Origin of the sequence: Pseudomonas sp. MWU12-3088 (assembly GCF_023242405.1) — a bacterium.
GTDB lineage: Bacteria > Pseudomonadota > Gammaproteobacteria > Pseudomonadales > Pseudomonadaceae > Aquipseudomonas > Aquipseudomonas kribbensis.
This window is the reverse complement of record NZ_JALJEA010000001.1, coordinates 293,818-312,194: the sequence shown is the minus strand read 5'-3', so window position 1 is coordinate 312,194 and position 18,377 is coordinate 293,818. Positions and strand designations below refer to the sequence as shown.

General features: G+C 59.1%; 15 protein-coding genes. 10 read left to right on the top strand and 5 right to left on the bottom strand.

The window, feature by feature from the left end; translation table 11 throughout:
• The first annotated feature begins 67 nt into the window (after window positions 1-67).
• The 3 genes from M5B98_RS01510 to M5B98_RS01500 all read left to right on the top strand — a co-directional run bounded on the left by M5B98_RS01510 (window position 68) and on the right by M5B98_RS01500 (window position 4,432).
• Window positions 68-1,123: a tetratricopeptide repeat protein gene (locus M5B98_RS01510; RefSeq protein WP_085710171.1), complete on the top strand. Its 1,056-nt coding sequence runs from the start codon at window positions 68-70 to the stop codon at window positions 1,121-1,123.
• A 139-nt stretch (window positions 1,124-1,262) separates the two neighbouring features.
• Entirely contained in the window at window positions 1,263-2,765 is a 1,503-nt protein-coding gene (locus tag M5B98_RS01505; RefSeq protein ID WP_248741536.1) for an ATPase domain-containing protein, read from the top strand.
• Window positions 2,762-4,432, top strand: coding sequence for an ATP-binding protein (locus M5B98_RS01500; RefSeq protein WP_248741535.1), 1,671 nt, complete (start codon window positions 2,762-2,764; stop codon window positions 4,430-4,432). The genes M5B98_RS01505 and M5B98_RS01500 overlap by 4 nt, the downstream gene beginning before the upstream one ends.
• A 13-nt stretch (window positions 4,433-4,445) precedes the next feature.
• Here M5B98_RS01500 and M5B98_RS01495 read toward each other — a convergent pair whose 3' ends face one another.
• From M5B98_RS01495 to M5B98_RS01475, 5 genes are read right to left on the bottom strand one after another with little or no spacing between them, the layout of a single operon-like run.
• Window positions 4,446-4,823 (bottom strand): response regulator, encoded by a 378-nt coding sequence (locus M5B98_RS01495; RefSeq protein ID WP_007954537.1) that lies wholly within the window; start codon window positions 4,821-4,823, stop codon window positions 4,446-4,448.
• A gap of 44 nt (window positions 4,824-4,867) precedes the next feature.
• Window positions 4,868-6,082, bottom strand: a complete 1,215-nt coding sequence (locus tag M5B98_RS01490) for a hybrid sensor histidine kinase/response regulator (RefSeq protein WP_085709784.1) — start codon at window positions 6,080-6,082, stop codon at window positions 4,868-4,870.
• Window positions 6,076-6,669 (bottom strand): chemotaxis protein CheB, encoded by a 594-nt coding sequence (locus M5B98_RS01485; protein ID WP_248741534.1) that lies wholly within the window; start codon window positions 6,667-6,669, stop codon window positions 6,076-6,078. The genes M5B98_RS01490 and M5B98_RS01485 overlap by 7 nt, the downstream gene beginning before the upstream one ends.
• Window positions 6,666-7,499: a CheR family methyltransferase gene (locus M5B98_RS01480; protein WP_248741533.1), complete on the bottom strand. Its 834-nt coding sequence runs from the start codon at window positions 7,497-7,499 to the stop codon at window positions 6,666-6,668. The genes M5B98_RS01485 and M5B98_RS01480 overlap by 4 nt, the downstream gene beginning before the upstream one ends.
• Entirely contained in the window at window positions 7,499-10,984 is a 3,486-nt protein-coding gene (locus M5B98_RS01475; protein ID WP_248741532.1) for a response regulator, read from the bottom strand. Before M5B98_RS01475 ends, M5B98_RS01480 begins: the two co-directional genes overlap by 1 nt.
• 263 nt (window positions 10,985-11,247) lie before the next feature.
• Here M5B98_RS01475 and M5B98_RS01470 point away from each other — a divergent pair, with 263 nt between their 5' ends.
• From M5B98_RS01470 to M5B98_RS01440, 7 genes are all read left to right on the top strand, one after another.
• Window positions 11,248-11,613, top strand: a complete 366-nt coding sequence (locus M5B98_RS01470; RefSeq protein WP_248741531.1) for a response regulator — start codon at window positions 11,248-11,250, stop codon at window positions 11,611-11,613.
• A 96-nt stretch (window positions 11,614-11,709) separates the two neighbouring features.
• Window positions 11,710-12,999 carry a glycosyltransferase gene (locus M5B98_RS01465; protein WP_248741530.1) on the top strand — a complete coding sequence of 430 codons (1,290 nt, stop codon included), beginning with the start codon at window positions 11,710-11,712 and terminating at the stop codon, window positions 12,997-12,999.
• A gap of 150 nt (window positions 13,000-13,149) precedes the next feature.
• Window positions 13,150-13,995, top strand: a complete 846-nt coding sequence (locus M5B98_RS01460; RefSeq protein ID WP_248741529.1) for a phosphatidylinositol-specific phospholipase C domain-containing protein — start codon at window positions 13,150-13,152, stop codon at window positions 13,993-13,995.
• 75 nt (window positions 13,996-14,070) lie between these two features.
• Complete coding sequence (locus tag M5B98_RS01455) at window positions 14,071-14,976, top strand: AraC family transcriptional regulator (RefSeq protein ID WP_248741528.1); 906 nt, start codon at window positions 14,071-14,073, stop codon at window positions 14,974-14,976.
• Window positions 14,977-15,203: 227 nt separating this feature from the next.
• Window positions 15,204-16,514, top strand: a complete 1,311-nt coding sequence (locus M5B98_RS01450) for an ABC transporter substrate-binding protein (protein WP_248741527.1) — start codon at window positions 15,204-15,206, stop codon at window positions 16,512-16,514.
• Window positions 16,515-16,594: 80 nt separating this feature from the next.
• Window positions 16,595-17,521, top strand: a complete 927-nt coding sequence (locus M5B98_RS01445; protein ID WP_119426385.1) for a carbohydrate ABC transporter permease — start codon at window positions 16,595-16,597, stop codon at window positions 17,519-17,521.
• Window positions 17,522-17,529: 8 nt separating this feature from the next.
• Entirely contained in the window at window positions 17,530-18,360 is an 831-nt protein-coding gene (locus M5B98_RS01440) for a carbohydrate ABC transporter permease (protein ID WP_248741526.1), read from the top strand.
• Window positions 18,361-18,377: the final 17 nt, after the last annotated feature.

The following is an 18,377-nucleotide window of genomic DNA, read 5'->3' as shown; positions in this document are numbered from 1 at the left end:
TTGACTCAAGGCGTCAGCTGACCGAAGCTTGCCCCTCTGCGTCAATATGAAAGCTTCGGATACCTGCATGCCTCAGTCCCGCCGCTACGTGTTCATCAGTCTTGGCCTCGTGCTTGTCCTTCTGGTTGCCTGGCTGTCGCTGCGCAGCACCGCTCCCGTGGTGCCGGAAGCCATCAAGCATGGCTACAGTGAAGCGCTGGCCGCCGCCAGGGCCGGCCAGCCGGGCGCGGCGCGGGTTTTGTACCAGCAACTGGGACGCCCGGATCTTTCAGTCAAGCGGCGCGTCTGGCTGCATGCCGAACTGCCGAATTACCCGAGCCCGCAAGCGTTGAAACTGGCCGATGCCGATCTGCAGAACGAATCCCCCGACGTACGAATGGCAGCGATCAGGAGCGTGACCGGTCTGGTGCCGGGTGGCCAGCGCAGTCTGTTGCTCGGCCCGTTGCTCGACGATGAGGACCAGAACGTTCGCTTTGCAGCAATCAACGCCCTGCTCGGCCTGTCCCCGGACCAGTTGGGCCTGTACTTCGCGCCGTTGCAGCAAGGCATCGACGTGTGGGAAGAGGCGCTCAAGCATCAGCCGGAAAGCGCCGCCAACCATGCGCAACTGGCGCGTCTGTACCTGCACAATGCCGAGCTCAAACAGGCGCAGGATGCCCTTGAGCAGACTCTGCGCCTGGATCCGGCCAATCTGCCGGCGCTGGTGATGCAGATCGAGGTGCTCGACCGCCAGGGCCAGAGTGACGCCGCCCGGCAACTGCTGGCCCGACAACTGAAGGCCCAACCCGATTCCGCCTACCTGCAACATGCCCTGGGTCTGTGGCTGCTCCATCACGACCAACGGGAATTCGCCCTGCTCGGCCTGTCCAAGGCCGTGGAGCTGGAGCCCGACAACAAAGACTATCGCTACGACCTCGCCACCACGCTGCACAGCGCCGAGGAACTCGAAGCGGCGCAGAAACAGTTACAGGAAATCGTCCAGCGCCACCCGGCCGACCGCAAGGCACGGGTGCTGCTGATCAGTTACTGGAAAGAAAGTGGCCAATTGCAGAATGTTCAGGTTCTGCTGGCCCAGCTCGAACAGATGAATCCGGACGACCCCTCGTTGCAGCAGGGGCTTTGAACGACTTCTGACAGCTTCCATGACACACCCGGAAAGAATTTCGGAACCGCCCTCTCGGCAAAGGGTCAAGTAAACAGGCAGCCCGCAAAGGCGCACCCCGCCCGCTGCCTCGTTTCCCCTAGTCATGAGAGGGCATTTTTTGTCTACATCGAACGAGTTGATCAGCGCAAAAGCCGCCACGGGCATCGAAGGTCTGGACGACATCCTGGCCGGTGGTCTCTCTCGCAGTCATGTTTTCCTGCTGGAGGGCGAGCCCGGTACCGGTAAAACCACGGTGGCGTTGCATTTTCTCCTCGCCGGTGCCCGTGCCGGAGAGCGCTCGCTGTACATCACGCTCTCCGAAACCGAGCGCGAACTGCGCCAGGGTGCGGCATCCCACGGCTGGGACTTGAATGAAAACATCGAGATTTTCGAGCTGACACCGCCGGAAAGCCTGCTCAATGCCGAACATCAACAGAGTCTGCTGTATTCCTCGGATCTTGAACTGGGTGAAGCCACCAAACAGATTTTCGAAGTGGTCGAGCGCTTCAAGCCAACCCGGGTAGTGCTCGACAGCCTGTCGGAAATCCGCCTGCTGGCGCAAAGTTCCCTGCGCTATCGCCGTCAGATCCTGGCGATCAAGCATTACTTCGTGCGCTATGACGCGACGGTGTTGCTGCTGGATGACCTGACCACCGAATCCCTCGACAAGACCGTCCACAGCGTGGCCCACGGCGTCATCCGCCTCGAAGAGCTGACCCCCAACTACGGCGCGGAACGCCGACGCGTGCGTGTGATCAAGTATCGCGGCCAGAAATATCGCGGCGGTTTTCACGACTTCACCATCATGGGCGATGGCGTGCATGTCTTTCCGCGTCTGGTGGCGGCTGAACATCGGGGCGATTACCCGCGTCTGCAATTGACCAGCGGGATCACCGAAATGGACGCGCTGCTGGGCGGCGGCATCGAAACCGGCTCCAGCACACTGATACTCGGCCCGGCCGGTACCGGCAAATCGCTGATCTCGATGATATTTGCCGCTGCGGCAGTCGCACGGGGCGAGAAAGCTGCATTATTCATTTTCGACGAAGAACTGGGCCTGCTGTTCGAGCGCATGAAGAACATCGGCATCGACCTCAAGGCCCTGCAAGCCACCGGTAATCTGCTGATCGAGCAGGTCGACGCCGCCGAACTGTCGCCTGGCGAGTTTTCTCACCGGGTACGACGCTGTGTCGATGAAGCCGACATCAAGACCGTGGTGATCGACAGCATCAACGGCTATCAGGCCGCCATGCCGGAAGAAAATGCACTGGTTCTGCACATGCACGAGCTGTTGCTGTACCTGAACCGCAAGGGTGCCGCGACCTTCATGACCGTCGCCCAGCACGGACTGGTTGGCGACATGCAGGCGCCGGTGGACATCACCTATCTGGCCGACACGGTCATCCTGCTGCGTTACTTCGAAGCCCTCGGCAAGGTGCGCCGGGCGATTTCGATCATCAAGAAACGCACCGGCAGCCACGAATCGACCATCCGTGAATACCGGATTTCCGCCCAGGGCATGACCATCGGCGAACCGCTGGAAGCCTTCCAGGGCGTGCTGCGCGGTGTGCCCACGTACCTCGGCGCGAGCAATCCGCTGCTCAAGGAAGACAACTTGTGACTGTCACCGTCCCGCTGTCCGAACGGGCGCTGATCCTCGCGCCCCTGGGTCGCGACAGCCAGATTGCGCTGATGATCCTCAACGAAGCCGGGTATGGCGGCCTGATCACCCCGGACCTCGCCAACCTTTGCAGTGAACTGGAGCCCGGCGCAGGCCTGTTGCTGATTGCCGCCGAAGCCCTTAATGGCCCGGACCTCGAAGGCCTGCTGGCCTATCTGAAGCAGCAACCGGCATGGTCGGATCTGCCCATCGTGCTATTCACTCATCATGGCGGGGCCGAGCAAGGTCCGTCTTCGCGTCTCAGTGAGTTGCTGGGTAACGTGACATTCCTTGAACGCCCTTTCCATCCAGCCACCTTGATCAGCCTGGTTTCCACTGCCTTGCGCGGTCGACGACGACAGTACGAAGCCCGCGACCGTCTGATCGATCTGAGCGAAAGCGAACGGCGTCTGCAATCGACCCTCGAAACCCTTGAGCAACAAGTCGAGGAACGCACGGCGCAACTACGGCACAACGAAGAAGCGCTGCGCCAGTCGCAGAAGATGGAGGCAGTCGGTCAGCTCACCGGCGGGATCGCCCACGACTTCAACAACATGCTGACCGGGATCATCGGCAGTCTGGAATTGCTGCGCCGGCGTCTTGCCCGTGGCCGGACAGAGGATCTCGACAGCCTGATCGATCTGGGCGTGACCTCTGCCAACCGGGCGGCGGGCCTGACTCACCGTTTGCTGGCCTTCTCGCGGCGCCAGTCGCTGGATTCCAAAGCGGTGCAGATGAATGATCTGGTGCAATCGATGGGCGAGCTGCTGCAACGCAGCCTGAACGAAAGCATCCAGCTGGACATGCGTTTGCACGAGCAATTGTGGGTGGCCGAGGCCGACCCCAATCAACTGGAAAGCGCCCTGCTCAACCTGGTGATCAACGCCCGGGACGCGATGCCCGACGGCGGCAATCTGGTGGTCGAAACGGGCAATCAGGTGCTGGATCGTGACTTCACCGCGAGCTACAGCAATCTGCAACCCGGCGATTACGTCGTGTTAAGCGTGACCGACAACGGCTGCGGCATGCCGCAGAGCGTGATCAACCGCGCATTCGATCCGTTTTTCACCACCAAACCCATCGGTCAGGGCACCGGGCTCGGCCTGTCGATGATCTATGGCTTCAGCAAGCAATCCGGCGGGCATGTGTCGATCGACAGCGAAATCGATCAGGGCACCACGGTGAAACTCTATCTGCCGCGCTTCCAGGGTGAGTCCCTGCCCCACACTCCGATGGATACGGAACAGACTCCGGACGCCCTGGAAGGCGAAACCGTGCTGATCGTCGAGGACGACCCGGCCGTACGGGTGCTGGTCAGCGCCGTATTGAGCGAGTTGGGTTATGGCTTTGTCGAAGCCAGCGACGTCGACGGTGCCGTGCCCATCCTGGACTCGGCCCAGCGCATTGATCTGCTGATCAGCGACGTCGGTCTGCCGGGCATGAACGGCCGGCAACTGGCGGAAATCGGCCGACAATACCGGCCGGAATTGAAAGTGCTGTTCATCACCGGCTATGCCGAGCACGCTGCGGTGCGCGGCGGATTCCTCGATCCTGGCATGCAGATGATCACCAAACCCTTCACCTTCGATCTGTTGACGGCGAAGGTGCGGGAAATGATCAAGAGCTGAGGCGGTTGACGCCTCAGGCCAGCAGTTCCTGAATCTTCTCCTGCAACACGTCCAGGTCGAACGGTTTTTCCAGGATCGGCGCCCGGCGGGTGATCGGGCTGCCGGTCTCGCGGATTTCCTGCGGATAGCCGCTGATGAAGATCACCTTCAGGTCAGGACGCAATTTGACGGCGGGTTCGGCGATCTGCACGCCGGAGATTCCGCCCGGCAAGCGAAAATCGGTAATCAACATGTCCAGATGCGGCTTGCTCGCCAGAATCTCGAACGCCTGCTCGCCGTTTTCGGCCTGCAATACGCGATAGCCCTGGCCTGACAAATAATCGGTCAGGACCATCAGGATTACCGGTTCGTCCTCGACGACGAGTACTACATCTTGTGCATCTACGCTCATGGGAAGCCTTTGTTCGGTCAATAGCTGCTGATACGACCGTGTGGTCACTCAGAGGTTGCGTTTGTTTCGCCGTTTTCCTGGAGCGGCAGACAAACGCGAAACAGGGCGCCCTCGTTGATCCTGCTTTCGACGACGATGGAGCCGCCGTGGGCGGCGACGATCTGTTCGGAAATGAACAGACCCAGTCCGAGACCGGCGACCACCGTCTTGGCGGAGACCCGTTCGAACTGTTGAAAAATGCGCTTCTGGTTCTCCTCGCTGATGCCGATGCCCTGATCCGCAACTTCGACCCGCGCCTCGTTACCTTCGCGATAAACCCGCACCTGCACCGGACTCTTGCCGCCATACCGCAAGGCGTTGGTCAGCAGGTTCGACACCACTTGCTCGATGCGGAACTCGTCCCACTGCCCTTCCACCGCTTCTGTCGCGGTAAAGCTGACTTCAGTCTCGGCCGCTTCGATCTGCTGGGCGAAATTCTGCAGCAGGTTGCCCACCAGTTGCGAAAGGTCGAAGCGGCTCGGTCGGATCGACAGCTTGCCGGTGCGGATCCGCGACACGTCGAGCATGTCCTCGATCAGCCGGATCAGGCTTTTGATCTGGCGCTCGTCGCGGTCGACCATGGCGTGCATCTTGTCGAGGGTGAACGCGGCGGCGTTGTCCCGGGCCAGGTGCATCTTGCGCAGTTGCGTTTCGAGGATAAGGCCGTTGAGCGGCGTGCGCACTTCATGGGCGACGATCGACATGAAATCGTCACGCATGCGTACTGCCTGCTCCAGTTCGCCCTGGGTGCTTTGCAGTTGCTGCAACAGCGCCTCCTGTTCGCGACGGCTCTGCTCCAGCGCTTCGACCTGTTGTTTCATCGCCTTGCTCTGGCGATACAGGTCGACGAATACGTTGACCTTGCTCTTCACCGCATGGATATCCAGCGGCTTGTGCAGGAAGTCCACCGCACCGCTTTCATAGCCCTTGAACGCGTAGTTCAGCTCCCGGCCAGCGGCGCTGACGAAAATGATCGGGATGTTCTTGGTCTTCTCGGTGCCGCGCATCAGTTCGGCCAGTTCGAAGCCGTTCATACCGGGCATCTGCACATCGAGAATGGCCATGGCGAATTCGTGTTGCAGCAACAGCGACAGCGCTTCGTCTGCTGAAAGCGCTTTGTAGACGGTGCGGTCTTCGCGTTTGATCAGCGCTTCGAGAGCCAGCAGGTTCTCGGGCAGATCGTCGACGATCAGCAGTTTTGCCTGGATATTACTCAGCATGCGATTCGTTCCAGCTCGACAAGCAGACGGCCGATGCCGCGTATGGGAAGTATGTGATCCGGTTGATGAGTCTTCAATGCGGCCTCGGGCATGGTCGCCACCAACGCGTCCTGCGGATCCTGAACGATGGTCAGCCCTCCCTGGCGTTTGACCTGGGCCAGTCCTCGCGCGCCGTCGTGATTGGCCCCGGTCAGCAGCACGGCAGCCAGCGCCGGGCCGTAGACATCGGCAGCGGATTCGAACAGGAAGTCGATCGAGGGCCGCGAATGGTGCAAACGATCCTCCAGGCTCAACGACAGGCTACGATCCTGCTCCACCGACAGGTGATAACCCGGTGTGGCGAAATACACCGTGCCGGGGCTGATGTCCTGTTTATCGATGGCCTCGGTCACCGGCAGCTCCACGCGCCGGGCGAACACCTCGGCAAGTTGGCTGCGTCGTTCTTCCGGCAAATGCAGCACGATGATGATCGGCAGACCGAAGCCTGCCCGCAGCGAACCGAGCAGGGTCAACAAGGCCTCGACGCCACCGGCGGAAGCTCCGACCACAATCGCCTCGACCCGAGGCAAATCCGCTGCACTGTTCATGATTTGCGGTAGATCCGTTCTTGTTTCACCAAGGGTTCGAACTGGTTTGAGTAGCCGGAAAAATCCAGCGTTTCCTTGCTACCCAGTACCAGAAATCCACGGTGGCAAAGCGACTCATGGAACAGCCCGAACGCTCGATCCTGAAGTTTTTTATTGAAGTAAATCAACACGTTACGACATGAAATTAATTGAGTTTCAGAGAATACGCTATCCGTTGCCAGGCTGTGATCGGCGAAGGTCACGTTCTCGCACAGGCTCTTGTCGAAAATCGCGTAACCATACGCAGCCGTGTAGTAGTCGGCAAACGAGCGCTGACCGCCGGCCTGCTGGTAGTTGGCGGTGTAGGCGCGCACGTTCTCCATCGAAAAGATCCCCTGCTTGGCCTTGTCCAGCGAGCGCGGGTTGATGTCGGTGGCGTAGATGATCGTGCGATCCAGCAGACCCTCCTCGCGCAGCAGGATCGCCATCGAATAGACCTCCTCGCCGGTGCTGCATCCGGCGATCCAGATCTTGATCGACGGATAGGTCTTGAGCAGCGGCACCACTTCCTGACGGATCGCCAGGAAGTGCGACGGATCGCGGAACATCTCGCTGACCGGAATCGTCAGCAATTGCAGCAGTTGCATGAACGCCGTCGGGTCATGCAGGACCTTTTCCTGCAACGCCGAAATGGTCGCGCATTCGAACTGGCTCAGCGCATGTTGCACCCGGCGCTTGATCGATGCGCCGGAATAATCGCGAAAGTCGTAGCTGTACTTGAGATAAATCGCCTCGATCAGCAACCGCAGTTCGATTTCACTGTTTCGTTCAATGTGATGACTACGTTCCACTAAATGCGTTCCATCTTCGGCAACCACACGCGAATCAGCGAGAACAGGCGATCCAGATCGATGGGCTTGGCCAGGTAATCATTGGCGCCCGCCTGCAGGCAGCGCTCCTGATCGTCCTTCATGGCCTTGGCCGTCACCGCGATGATCGGCAGCTTGCGCCAGCGCGGATCCTTGCGGATTTCCATGGTGGCTTCAAAACCATCCATTTCCGGCATCATCACGTCCATCAGCACCAGATCGATGTCCTCGACTTCTTTCAGTTTTTCAATCGCTTCACGGCCGTTCCGGCCGATCACCACGACTGCCCCCTTGGTTTCCAGCGCGCTGGTCAGGGCGAAGATGTTGCGTACATCGTCGTCCACCAGCAGCACTTTGCGGCCCTCGAAAACCTTGTCGCGGCTACGCGCGGTTTTCAGCATCTTCTGCCGTTCATGGGACAACTGCGATTCGACTTTGTGCAGAAAGAGTGTGACCTCGTCCAGCAAGCGTTCCGGCGAGCGTGCACCCTTGATGATGATCGAACGCGAATACTTGCGCAGATCGGCCTCTTCATCGCGGGTCAGGTTGCGTCCGGTGTAGACGATGACCGGCGGGAACGAGCAGATGTCTTCAGTGGACATGCGCTTGAGCAAATCGTTGCCGAGCATGTCCGGCAACTTCAGGTCGATGATCATGCAATCGAAGATCGTCGTGCGCAGCAGCTCCAGCGCGTCCTGCGCCAGGCCGACAGCGGTGATTTCGATGTCGTCGTCACCGATCAACCGGGCGATGCTCTCCCGTTGCAAATCGTCGTCTTCGACCAGCAACACGCGTTTGACCTTCTGGGTCAGCTTGGCTTCAAGACGCGCGAACACGTCCTTGAGCTCTTCGCGGGTGGTCGGTTTGACCGCGTAACCGATGGCGCCCATGTGCATGGCGGCCTCGACGCGATCCTCGACCGAAATCACGTGCACCGGGATGTGCCGAGTTTCAGCGTGTTCTTTAAGGCGTTGCAGAACGGTCAGGCCCGAGTGATCCGGCAGGCGCATGTCGAGCAGGATCGCATCCGGCACGAACTCTTTCGCCAGGTCGTAACCTTCATCGGCGCCGTGGGCGACCAGGCACTGATAGCCCAACTCGTGGGCCAGGTCGTAGAGGATGTGGGCAAAGTTCGGCTCGTCTTCCACCACCAGAATGCAGCGGGTGTCGAACGGAGCCTTGTTGCGGTCGTCGTTGAAGCGCGGGATATCCGCGGAGGCCACCGGCGAAACCGCCACGACCGGCGCGGCAACCGGTGCGGGCGGAGTAAACGTCAGCGGTGCGAACGCCGTTTCACCCTCTTCGCTGTATTGCTGCGGCAACACCAGAGTAAACACGCTGCCCTGCCCCGGCGCGCTGCTGACGCTGATCGAGCCGCCCAGCAACATCGCCAGATCCCGAGAAATCGACAGCCCCAGACCGGTACCGCCGTACTTGCGATTGGTGGTGCCGTCAGCCTGGCGGAAGGCTTCGAAAATGCTTTCCTGCTGGTCCTGCGCAATCCCGATCCCCGAGTCGCGCACGATAAAGGCAATGCGGTCGTCCGGCTGGCCGGCGATGGTCAGGCTGACCGTGCCGTGTTCGGTGAACTTCACGGCGTTGGACAGCAGGTTCTTGATCACCTGTTCCAGACGCTGGCGGTCGGTGAACAGAGTGATCGGCGCATCCGGTTGCAATTCGACGCTGAACGTCAGTTTCTTGTCTGCGGCCAGTGGTTCGAACACGCTGCGCAAGCCATCGGCCAGACGCGCCACACTGGTGTTTTCCGGAACCACTTCGAGCTTGCCGGCTTCCACCTTGGAAATATCGAGAATGTCGTTGATCAGGTTGAGCAGGTCGTTGCCGGCGGAATAGATCGACTCGGCAAACTTCACCTGCTCGGCGCTGAGGTTTTCCTGCGGGTTTTCCGCCAGCAACTTGGCCAGGATCAGCGAACTGTTCAGCGGCGTGCGCAGTTCGTGGGACATGTTGGCGAGGAATTCGGATTTGTACTTGCTCGAACGCTGCAGCTCTTCGGCGCGCTCTTCCAGTTGTACCTGGGCCTGATTGAGTTCGGTGTTCTTCTGGTCCATGGCGTCGCGTTGCTCGGCCAGGGTCTGGGCCTGTTCGGCCAGTTGCTCGTTGGTCTGCTCCAGCTCGACTTGCTGGGTTTCCAGGTGCGCCTGGGACTCCTTGAGAATCCGTGACTGTTCTTCCAGCTCTTCGTTGGCGGTTTTCAGCTCTTCCTGTTGCACCTGCAACTCTTCATTGAGCTGCTGGGTTTCGGCCAGGACTTCCTGCAGACGCTGACGATAACGCGCCGCCTCGATGGAGGTGCCGATGTTGCCGGCAATCAGTTCCAGCAGCGCCACATCGCGCTCGGTCAGCGGACGCAGGAAGCCCAGTTCGATCACGCCATTGACCCGGTCGTCATCGCTGGTCGGCACCACCAGCACACTGTGCGGCAGGCCTTCGCCCAGACCGGAGCTGACCTTGAAGTAATCGACCGGCACCGAATCGAGACGAATCAATCGCGCCTGCTGGGCGGCCTGGCCAACGATGCCTTCGTCGCTATAGAGGGATTGTTCCTGTTGTTCCTGCTCGCGAGAGAAACCATAAGTCGCCACGCGTTTCAGGCCGCCATGTTCTTCGCGCACGTACAACGCAGCGACGGCAGTGCCCAGGTATTGCGCACAAAATTGCAGGATGTTGCGCCCCAACAGATTGAGCGTCAGTTGTCCCAACACCTGCTCGGCCAGTTCGGTCTGGCCTGTGCGCAGCCAGGCTTGCTGCGAGAGGCGTTCAGCGCTGGCCAGTTGCGCAGCCAGGTTGGCGCTATAACTGTTGGACAGACTGACCAGATCGCGCCGGCCAATATAGGCCAGCAAACCGCTGATGCCGGCGATGAACAGCAGATACAGGCTGATGCTCCAGATCGTGGTCCGGCGCACATCTTCGTTGCGCGTGGTGCGCAATGTCTGCTCGGTGTCGATCACGTCATCGAATTGCTTGCGGATCTCATCGGTCAGGCGCTTGCCGCGCCCGGCCTTGACCGCAGCCTTGTAGTCGCCGCTGGCGCGCTGCAGGTCGATCATCGATTGCGCGTAGGTCGCCCACTCTGTCTGCAGCGCCTGCAAGCGGCGCAAGCGGTCGGTCTGCACCGGGTTGTCGGCCGTCAGTTCGAGCAAGGTATTGAGCGCCACGGCGATGCGAGGCTTGGCTGTTTCATAGGGGTCGAGGAAGTGCTCGTCGCCGCTGAGCAGGTAGCCGCGCATGCCGGTTTCCAGATCGACCGTCAGCTTCACCGCTTCGTTGGCGTTATTGATCACCCGGTCGGTGTGCTCCACCCACTGGATGACCGACAGCAAATAAGTGATCAGCGACACGAAGAACACGGCACTGATCGCACCGACGCCCAGTGGCAGCGCGATGTTGCGGGTCAGCAGTTTGCGAAACCGTGATTCATCAACCGAAGACGGAGAGGACATGTGGCAGCCTTGTCGAACTGTTGAAAACCAGGGAGTTTGCCCCAAAACGGCGGCATGGATCCATTTTTCTCACAGTCTTAGCACTGTTTTCCCACATTTGCCTGCGTCGGATCGCGGGCTAACGGTTATCCTTGCCCGCCCGTTTGCGCCTATTCTTTTTTGTATCCATCCGGGAACTTGTGGCCATGCGCCACTTACTCATGCAAGAGCCCGGCAATATTGATCGACCGGCGCCCCGTCCCCCATTCTTGAGAGCCGCCACTATGTCCACCACCGCGTCCACCATCCTTGTAGTAGAAGACGACACCATCGTGCGCATGCTGATCGTCGACGTGCTGGAGGAACTGGACTTCAAGGTGTTGGAGGCGGACGGCAGCGAACAGGCCTTGGCAATCATCAAGGATGCAAATCAGCACATCGATCTGATGATGACCGACGTCGGGCTGCCGATCATGGATGGCCGTCAACTGGCCACCGAGGCCCGCAATATCCGCCCTTCACTGCCGATTCTGTTTGCCAGTGGCTATGCCGAGACCATTGAAGTGCCGGCGGACATGCATGTGATCGGCAAACCTTTCTCGATCGATCAACTGCGTGACAAGGTGAAAAGCGTTCTGGGTCACCACTGACACAAGCGGCCTTTCCAGCGCGGATTCAACCTCAGGATATGTTCTAATCCGCGCGTTTTTTCTTCTTCCCTCTCGTTCTTCAGGAAACACTTTTTCATGAGTCAGCCCGCAACCAAAGTCCTCGTCATTGGTTACGTCTGGCCGGAACCCCGCTCTTCTGCCGCGAGCGGGCATGTGATGCAGATTCTCGAGACCTTCCTGCAACAGGGCTGGGACATTACGTTTGCCAGCCCTGCAGGCGTCGGCGAACATCCGGCCGATCTTGCCGAGTTGGGCATTCGTACTGTTCCGATCGAATTGAACAACAGCAGCTTCGATGTCTTCGTCAGCGAACTGGCACCGGATATCGTGCTGTTCGACCAGTTCATGATCGAAGAACAATTCGGCTGGCGCGTGGAAAAGCACTGTCCAAATGCTTTGCGCGTACTGGAAACTTCGGACTTGCAGAGTTTGCGGCATGCTCGTCATCAACGCTTGAAGGAGCGGTTGAAGATCAGCGATGACGCGAACGACTTCCATGAGTTGTTCGCGCCCGCGCTGCGCGAAGAATTCGAGCTGATGGCTGACACGGACCTGGCCAAACGCGAGATTGCCGCGCTCTACCGCTGCGATCTGAACCTGATGATCTCGCAGGTGGAAATCGAGTTGCTGGTGCAGCAGTTCAAGTTGCCGCCCGAGTTGCTGCACTGGTGCCCGCTGATGGTCAAACCGTCCAGCACACCGGCAAAACCTTTCGAAGAGCGCGCGCACTTCCTCAGTATCGGCAACTTCCGTCACGCGCCGAACTGGGACGCGGTTTTATGGATGAAGTCGGCCGTCTGGCCGCTGATCCGCGAACAATTGCCGAAAGCACAATTGCACATTTACGGCGCCTACACGCCGCCCAAGGCCGCAGCCTTGCACAACGCCGCGCAGGGTTTTCACATCATGAACTGGGCCGAGGATGCATTGCAGGTCATGTCCGATGCGCGCATCTGTCTGGCACCTCTGCGGTTTGGCGCAGGCATCAAGGGCAAGCTGATCGACGCGATGCTCTGCGGTACTCCGAGTGTCACCACGCCGATCGGTGCGGAAGGCATGTACACCGACCAACCCTGGCCGGGCGCCATTTGTCGTACGGCGCAGGATCTGGCCAATGCCGCCATTGAGCTCTATCGCGACGAGGTCCGCTGGCAAGCAACTCAGTCTCAGGGACAAGCACTGCTCAACGACGTTTACCCGCACGCCATACATGGACCGGCGTTGATCAACAAGTTGCAGGAATGTCGCAAAAACATTGTTCAACTAAGACGCCAAAACTTTATTGGCAGCATGCTGCGCCACCACTCACACAAAAGCACCCAATACATGGCACAGTGGATTGAAGCGAAGAACCAGAACAAGTAACCAGCCTGGACACTTCCAAAAACAATAGCCAACAACTTGAATTGATCCATACATAGCCAGCCAGTACATCAAACACTATAAACATCCTGCAATTGCCGCCCTGACTATCTGACAGAGCGGCATATTTAAAAACTTATGCAGGATGCACTTATGAGCACTAACAACTGGATGGGCTCGACACCCGCCATTGACTCACTATCGATATCTGAACTGACACTGCCGGGCACTCATAACGCCGGCAGTGACTGGCGCGCTTCCTATCCGCTTTTCGGCCCGCCGCGCCACTGGCTCGCATGCCAGCATGACTCCTTTCATGCTCAGTTGAATCATGGTTCCAGGGCGCTGGATATTCGCCTGACTTATGATCAAAAGGGAGAAGGCCCGAAAAAATTTGTCATTCACCATAACGGCCATCGAAACTCTCGAACCCTGGAAAACCTGATCACCGATGTCAATAAGTTCCTGAACAGTAACCCGGATGAATTCATTATTCTGGATTTCCACAGTCTTGACGGGAGCGACTTCGATTACGACTACTTCAATAAGATAGTGATCCACTTTCTTGGCCATCGACTTGTTCCTCGTCAGAACTTGTCATTGAGCCTTCGTGAACTCAAACGCGCCAACACGCAACAACGTGTGTTTGCTGCGGCCAGGTCACATTGGCAACTGGATCACAAACTGTTCCACGATCAGATCAGCCATCGATGGTCCGGCAATGGCATTACCAGCCCGGATGAGTTGAGGCAATTTATTGGCAGCGTTCTGCAGAACCCACCGGGTACCTGGAAGCCCTGGTCGTTATCCGCCACCAGTTACACCGCCCTTGGCGGTCCCGTCGACATTCACGACGAACTGAACGAATGGTTCGATCTGGATAAAAGTGACTGGGCGTTGAAGTGCAACATTATCAATGTCGACTTCATGGAAGAGTCGGATCTGGCGGAGTTTTGCCGGATTGCCAGTTTGATGAAGGCCCGACAACGCACGCTTTGAGCCGCAATGGAAACTGGCGCACCCCGCGCACAAAGAGGCATGATCGCCGGGCGATAACAAAAAAAGCGCCCGATCATGACCCGAACCGCCCGCGTGACCGACCCCTCTTATGAATTGATGGATGACCACAACGGGTTGTCCATCATCTATCGCCAACACGGTTTCCCCTGCCCGCTGGTGCGCTGGCATTTCCACAAGGAATATGAACTGCATTTGATCGTGGCCAGTTCGGGCAAGGTGTTCATCGGCGACTACATCGGCAACTTCTACCCCCAGACACTGTTCCTCACCGGCCCCAACCTGCCGCACAACTGGATCAGCCAGGTGGCCGAAGACGAAGTGGTCGAGAAACGCGACATGCTGGTGAACTTCACCGATGAACTGTTCGAAAGCGGTCATCAGGTGTTTGCCGAACTGAAGACCCTGGCGCCATTGCTGGAGCGTGCGCAGTACGGCATCGAGTTCCGCTGTCCACACACGATCCGCCAAGCGACAAACCTGATGCAGAAGATTGCCGACACCCGAGGCATCACCCGTCTCGGGCACTTTTTCATCCTGATGGAACTGTTGGCCGCCACCGACGACTACCAGCTGCTGTCCGGCGCAACCACCCCGCAACTGGCCGACGAACACAACATCGACCGCACCAACCGCGCGGTGGATTACATCTTCGCCCACTACGCCCGCGAACTGCCGCTGGAGGAAGTCGCCGAGCATCTGGGCATGAAACCCACCTATTTCAGCCGGGTGTTCAAGCAGGCCACAGGGCGCAATTTCATCGAATTCGTCAATCGCCTGCGCATCAGCAAATCCTGCGAGCTGCTGGCGGATGGCGACAAACCGGTGACCGAGGTGTGTTTCGAGTCAGGCTTCAACAACATCTCCAATTTCAACCGGCGCTTTCAGCAGCTCAAAGGCATGACACCCTCGCATTACCGGCGACTGGTGGTGCAGCGTCTGACCGAGCAGAACCACGGCTGACTTCCGAAAACCTGTACGGTTTCATCAACCCTGACCTGCTGAAATCCCCTTCCCTGCGTTAATCACTCCAATCCCGAGTGCAAAAAAGTATCGATTCAAGTGCTAGGGATGATTTGTCAGCCCTGCGATTGAAGGCTGTAATCAGTGCACATTCTTCCTGCAGCCGGAAGACACAAAAACAATAACTGTCCTTCTGTCCCCCTCCGGGTGCAGAAAAGGAGTGCACGATGCAACCCACTGCAAAAGCTCTGCTTGCCCTCACCTGCATGACCCTCAGCAGCGTCAGCCTTGGCGCCCAGACCCTGACCATCGCCACCGTCAACAATAGCGACATGATCCGCATGCAAAAGCTCTCGAAAACCTTCGAGGCCGAGCACCCGGACATCAAGTTGAACTGGGTCGTGCTGGAAGAAAACGTCCTGCGTCAGCGCCTGACCACCGACATCGCCACCCAGGGCGGTCAGTTCGACGTGTTGACCATCGGCATGTACGAAGCCGCACTCTGGGGCGCCAAGGGCTGGCTGGAGCCGATGAAGGATCTGCCGGCCAGCTACGCCCTCGACGATGTGTTCCCGTCGGTGCGTGAAGGCCTGTCGGTCAAGGGTTCGCTGTACGCCCTGCCGTTCTACGCCGAAAGCTCGATCACCTATTACCGCACCGACCTGTTCAAGGACGCCGGCCTGACCATGCCCGAGCGTCCGACCTGGGAGCAGATCGCCGGCTTCGCCGAGAAACTCACCAACAAGGACAAGGAACAGTACGGCATCTGCCTGCGCGGCAAGGCCGGCTGGGGCGAGAACATGGCGCTGATCACCACCGTGGCCAACGCCTACGGTGCGCGCTGGTTCGATGAGCAGTGGAAACCTGAATTCAGCGGCCCGGAATGGAAAAACGCGCTGAATTTCTACGTCGACACCATGAAAAAATCCGGCCCGCCGGGTGCCTCCAGCAACGGTTTCAACGAGAACCTCGCGCTGTTCAACAGCGGCAAATGCGCGATCTGGGTCGATGCCAGCGTCGCCGGCTCGTTCGTCACCGACAAGACCCAGAGCAAGGTCGCCGACCACGTCGGCTTCACCTACGCGCCGCATCAGGTCACCGACAAAGGCTCGGCGTGGCTGTACTCATGGGCGCTGGCGATTCCGACCAGCTCCAAGTCTAAGGACGCCGCCAAGGAGTTCAGTGCCTGGGCCACGTCCAAGGAGTACGGCGAACTGGTCGCCAAGACCGACGGCATCGCCAACGTACCGCCGGGCACCCGCGCCTCGACCTACAGCGAGGCTTACATGAGCGCAGCGCCGTTTGCCAAGGTGACGCTGGAATCGCTGAAAGCGGCCGACCCGAGCAAACCGACCCTCAAGCCTGTGCCTTATATCGGCATTCAACTGGTGACCATTCCCGAGTTCCAGGGCATCGGCACCCAGGTCGGCAAGCTGTTTTCGGCCGCGCTGATCGGCCAGACCACGGTCGACCAGGCCCTGACCGCCGCGCAGCAAACCACCGAACGCGAGATGAAGCGCGCGGGTTACCCCAAGTAACCACTGCCCTCTTCAATTGAAGGAAGGGAGCTTGCTCCCTCCCCTCAAAGAACTCGCTGTATCTCGAGTATGTGATCACCATGAATACTTCAACTGCCAAAGCCCACATCGACCTGTCGCAACCCCGGCGCAAAAACCGCGTAGCCAATCCCGGCTGGTTTCTGGTCAGCCCTTCGGTGGCCCTGTTGCTGCTGTGGATGATCGTGCCGCTGGGCATGACCGTCTATTTTTCGATGATCCGCTACAACCTGCTCGACCCGGGCATCAACGAATTCGTCGGGCTGGATAACTTCACTTACTTTCTGACCGATTCGGGCTTCCTGCCCGGCGCCACCAACACCTTGCTGCTGGTGGGCAGCGTGCTGCTGATCAGCGTGGTGTTCGGCGTGTTGATCAGTGCGTTGCTGGAGGCCAGCGAGTTCTTCGGTCGCGGCATCGTGCGGGTGATGCTGATTTCGCCGTTTTTCATCATGCCCACAGTCGGTGCGCTGATCTGGAAGAACCTGATCTTCCACCCGGTCTCCGGCATCCTCGCCTACCTCTGGAAGCTGTTCGGCGCGCAACCGGTGGACTGGCTGGCGCACTACCCGCTGCTGTCGATCATCATCATTGTCTCGTGGCAATGGCTGCCCTTCGCGATCCTGATCCTGATGACCGCCATGCAGTCCCTCGACCAGGAACAGAAAGAAGCCGCCCGCCTCGATGGCGCCGGCCCTGTCGCGATCTTCTGGCACCTGACCCTGCCACATCTGGCGCGGCCGATTGCGGTGGTGGTGATGATCGAAACCATTTTCCTGCTGTCGGTGTTCGCCGAAATCTTCACCACCACCAACGGCGGCCCCGGCTATGCGTCGACCAACCTCGCCTACCTGATCTACAACCAGGCGCTGGTGCAGTTCGACGTCGGCATGGCCTCGGCCGGCGGCCTGATCGCCGTGGTCATCGCCAACATCGCCGCGATCATTCTGGTGCGGATGATCGGCAAAAACCTGACTGACAAAGCCTGAGGCCTGCCATGACTCTCCAACAATCCCGCCGGCTGCAAAGCCTGCTGCTCGGCACGCTGGCCTGGGCCATCGCGATCATCATTTTCTTCCCGATCTTCTGGATGGTGCTGACCAGTTTCAAGACCGAAATCGACGCCTTCGCCACGCCACCCCAGTTGTTCTTCACGCCGACGCTGGAGAACTACCTGCACATCAACGAGCGCAGCGATTACTTCAGTTTCGCCTGGAACTCGGTGGTGATTTCCTTCAGCGCCACCGCCCTGTGCCTGCTGATTGCGGTGCCGGCGGCCTACTCGATGGCGTTCTACGAAACCCAGCGCACCAAAGGCACGCTGCTGTGGATGCTCTCCACCAAAATGCTGCCGCCGGTGGGTGTGCTGATGCCGATCTACCTGCTGGCCAAGAGTTTCGGCCTGCTCGACACGCGCATCGCACTGATCGTGATCTACACGCTGATCAACCTGCCGATCGTGGTCTGGATGATTTACACCTACTTCAAGGACATCCCCAAAGACATCCTCGAAGCCGCCCGCCTCGACGGTGCCACGCTGATGCAGGAAATGCTCCGGGTGCTGCTGCCAATCGCCAAGGGCGGGCTGGCCTCGACCGTGCTGCTGTCGCTGATCCTGTGCTGGAACGAGGCGTTCTGGTCGCTGAACCTGACCTCGTCCAAAGCCGCGCCGCTGACCGCGTTGATCGCCTCCTACTCAAGCCCCGAAGGTTTGTTCTGGGCCAAGTTGTCGGCCGTCTCGACCCTGGCCTGCGCGCCAATCCTGATCTTCGGCTGGATCAGCCAGAAACAACTGGTGCGCGGCCTGTCGTTCGGCGCCGTCAAATAAGAATTCGCAAAAGGAGC

Bases quoted from the DNA above. Each gene is read 5' to 3' on its own strand.
- M5B98_RS01510 (WP_085710171.1), top strand. From the start codon at position 68: ATGCCTCAGTCCCGCCGCTACGTGTTCATCAGTCTTGGCCTCGTGCTT.
- M5B98_RS01495 (WP_007954537.1), bottom strand. From the start codon at position 4,823: ATGAGCGTAGATGCACAAGATGTAGTACTCGTCGTCGAGGACGAACCG.
- M5B98_RS01490 (WP_085709784.1), bottom strand. From the start codon at position 6,082: ATGCTGAGTAATATCCAGGCAAAACTGCTGATCGTCGACGATCTGCCC.
- M5B98_RS01485 (WP_248741534.1), bottom strand. From the start codon at position 6,669: ATGAACAGTGCAGCGGATTTGCCTCGGGTCGAGGCGATTGTGGTCGGA.
- M5B98_RS01475 (WP_248741532.1), bottom strand. From the start codon at position 10,984: ATGTCCTCTCCGTCTTCGGTTGATGAATCACGGTTTCGCAAACTGCTG.
- M5B98_RS01470 (WP_248741531.1), top strand. From the start codon at position 11,248: ATGTCCACCACCGCGTCCACCATCCTTGTAGTAGAAGACGACACCATC.
- M5B98_RS01465 (WP_248741530.1), top strand. From the start codon at position 11,710: ATGAGTCAGCCCGCAACCAAAGTCCTCGTCATTGGTTACGTCTGGCCG.
- M5B98_RS01460 (WP_248741529.1), top strand. From the start codon at position 13,150: ATGAGCACTAACAACTGGATGGGCTCGACACCCGCCATTGACTCACTA.
- M5B98_RS01455 (WP_248741528.1), top strand. From the start codon at position 14,071: ATGACCCGAACCGCCCGCGTGACCGACCCCTCTTATGAATTGATGGAT.
- M5B98_RS01450 (WP_248741527.1), top strand. From the start codon at position 15,204: ATGCAACCCACTGCAAAAGCTCTGCTTGCCCTCACCTGCATGACCCTC.
- M5B98_RS01445 (WP_119426385.1), top strand. From the start codon at position 16,595: ATGAATACTTCAACTGCCAAAGCCCACATCGACCTGTCGCAACCCCGG.
- M5B98_RS01440 (WP_248741526.1), top strand. From the start codon at position 17,530: ATGACTCTCCAACAATCCCGCCGGCTGCAAAGCCTGCTGCTCGGCACG.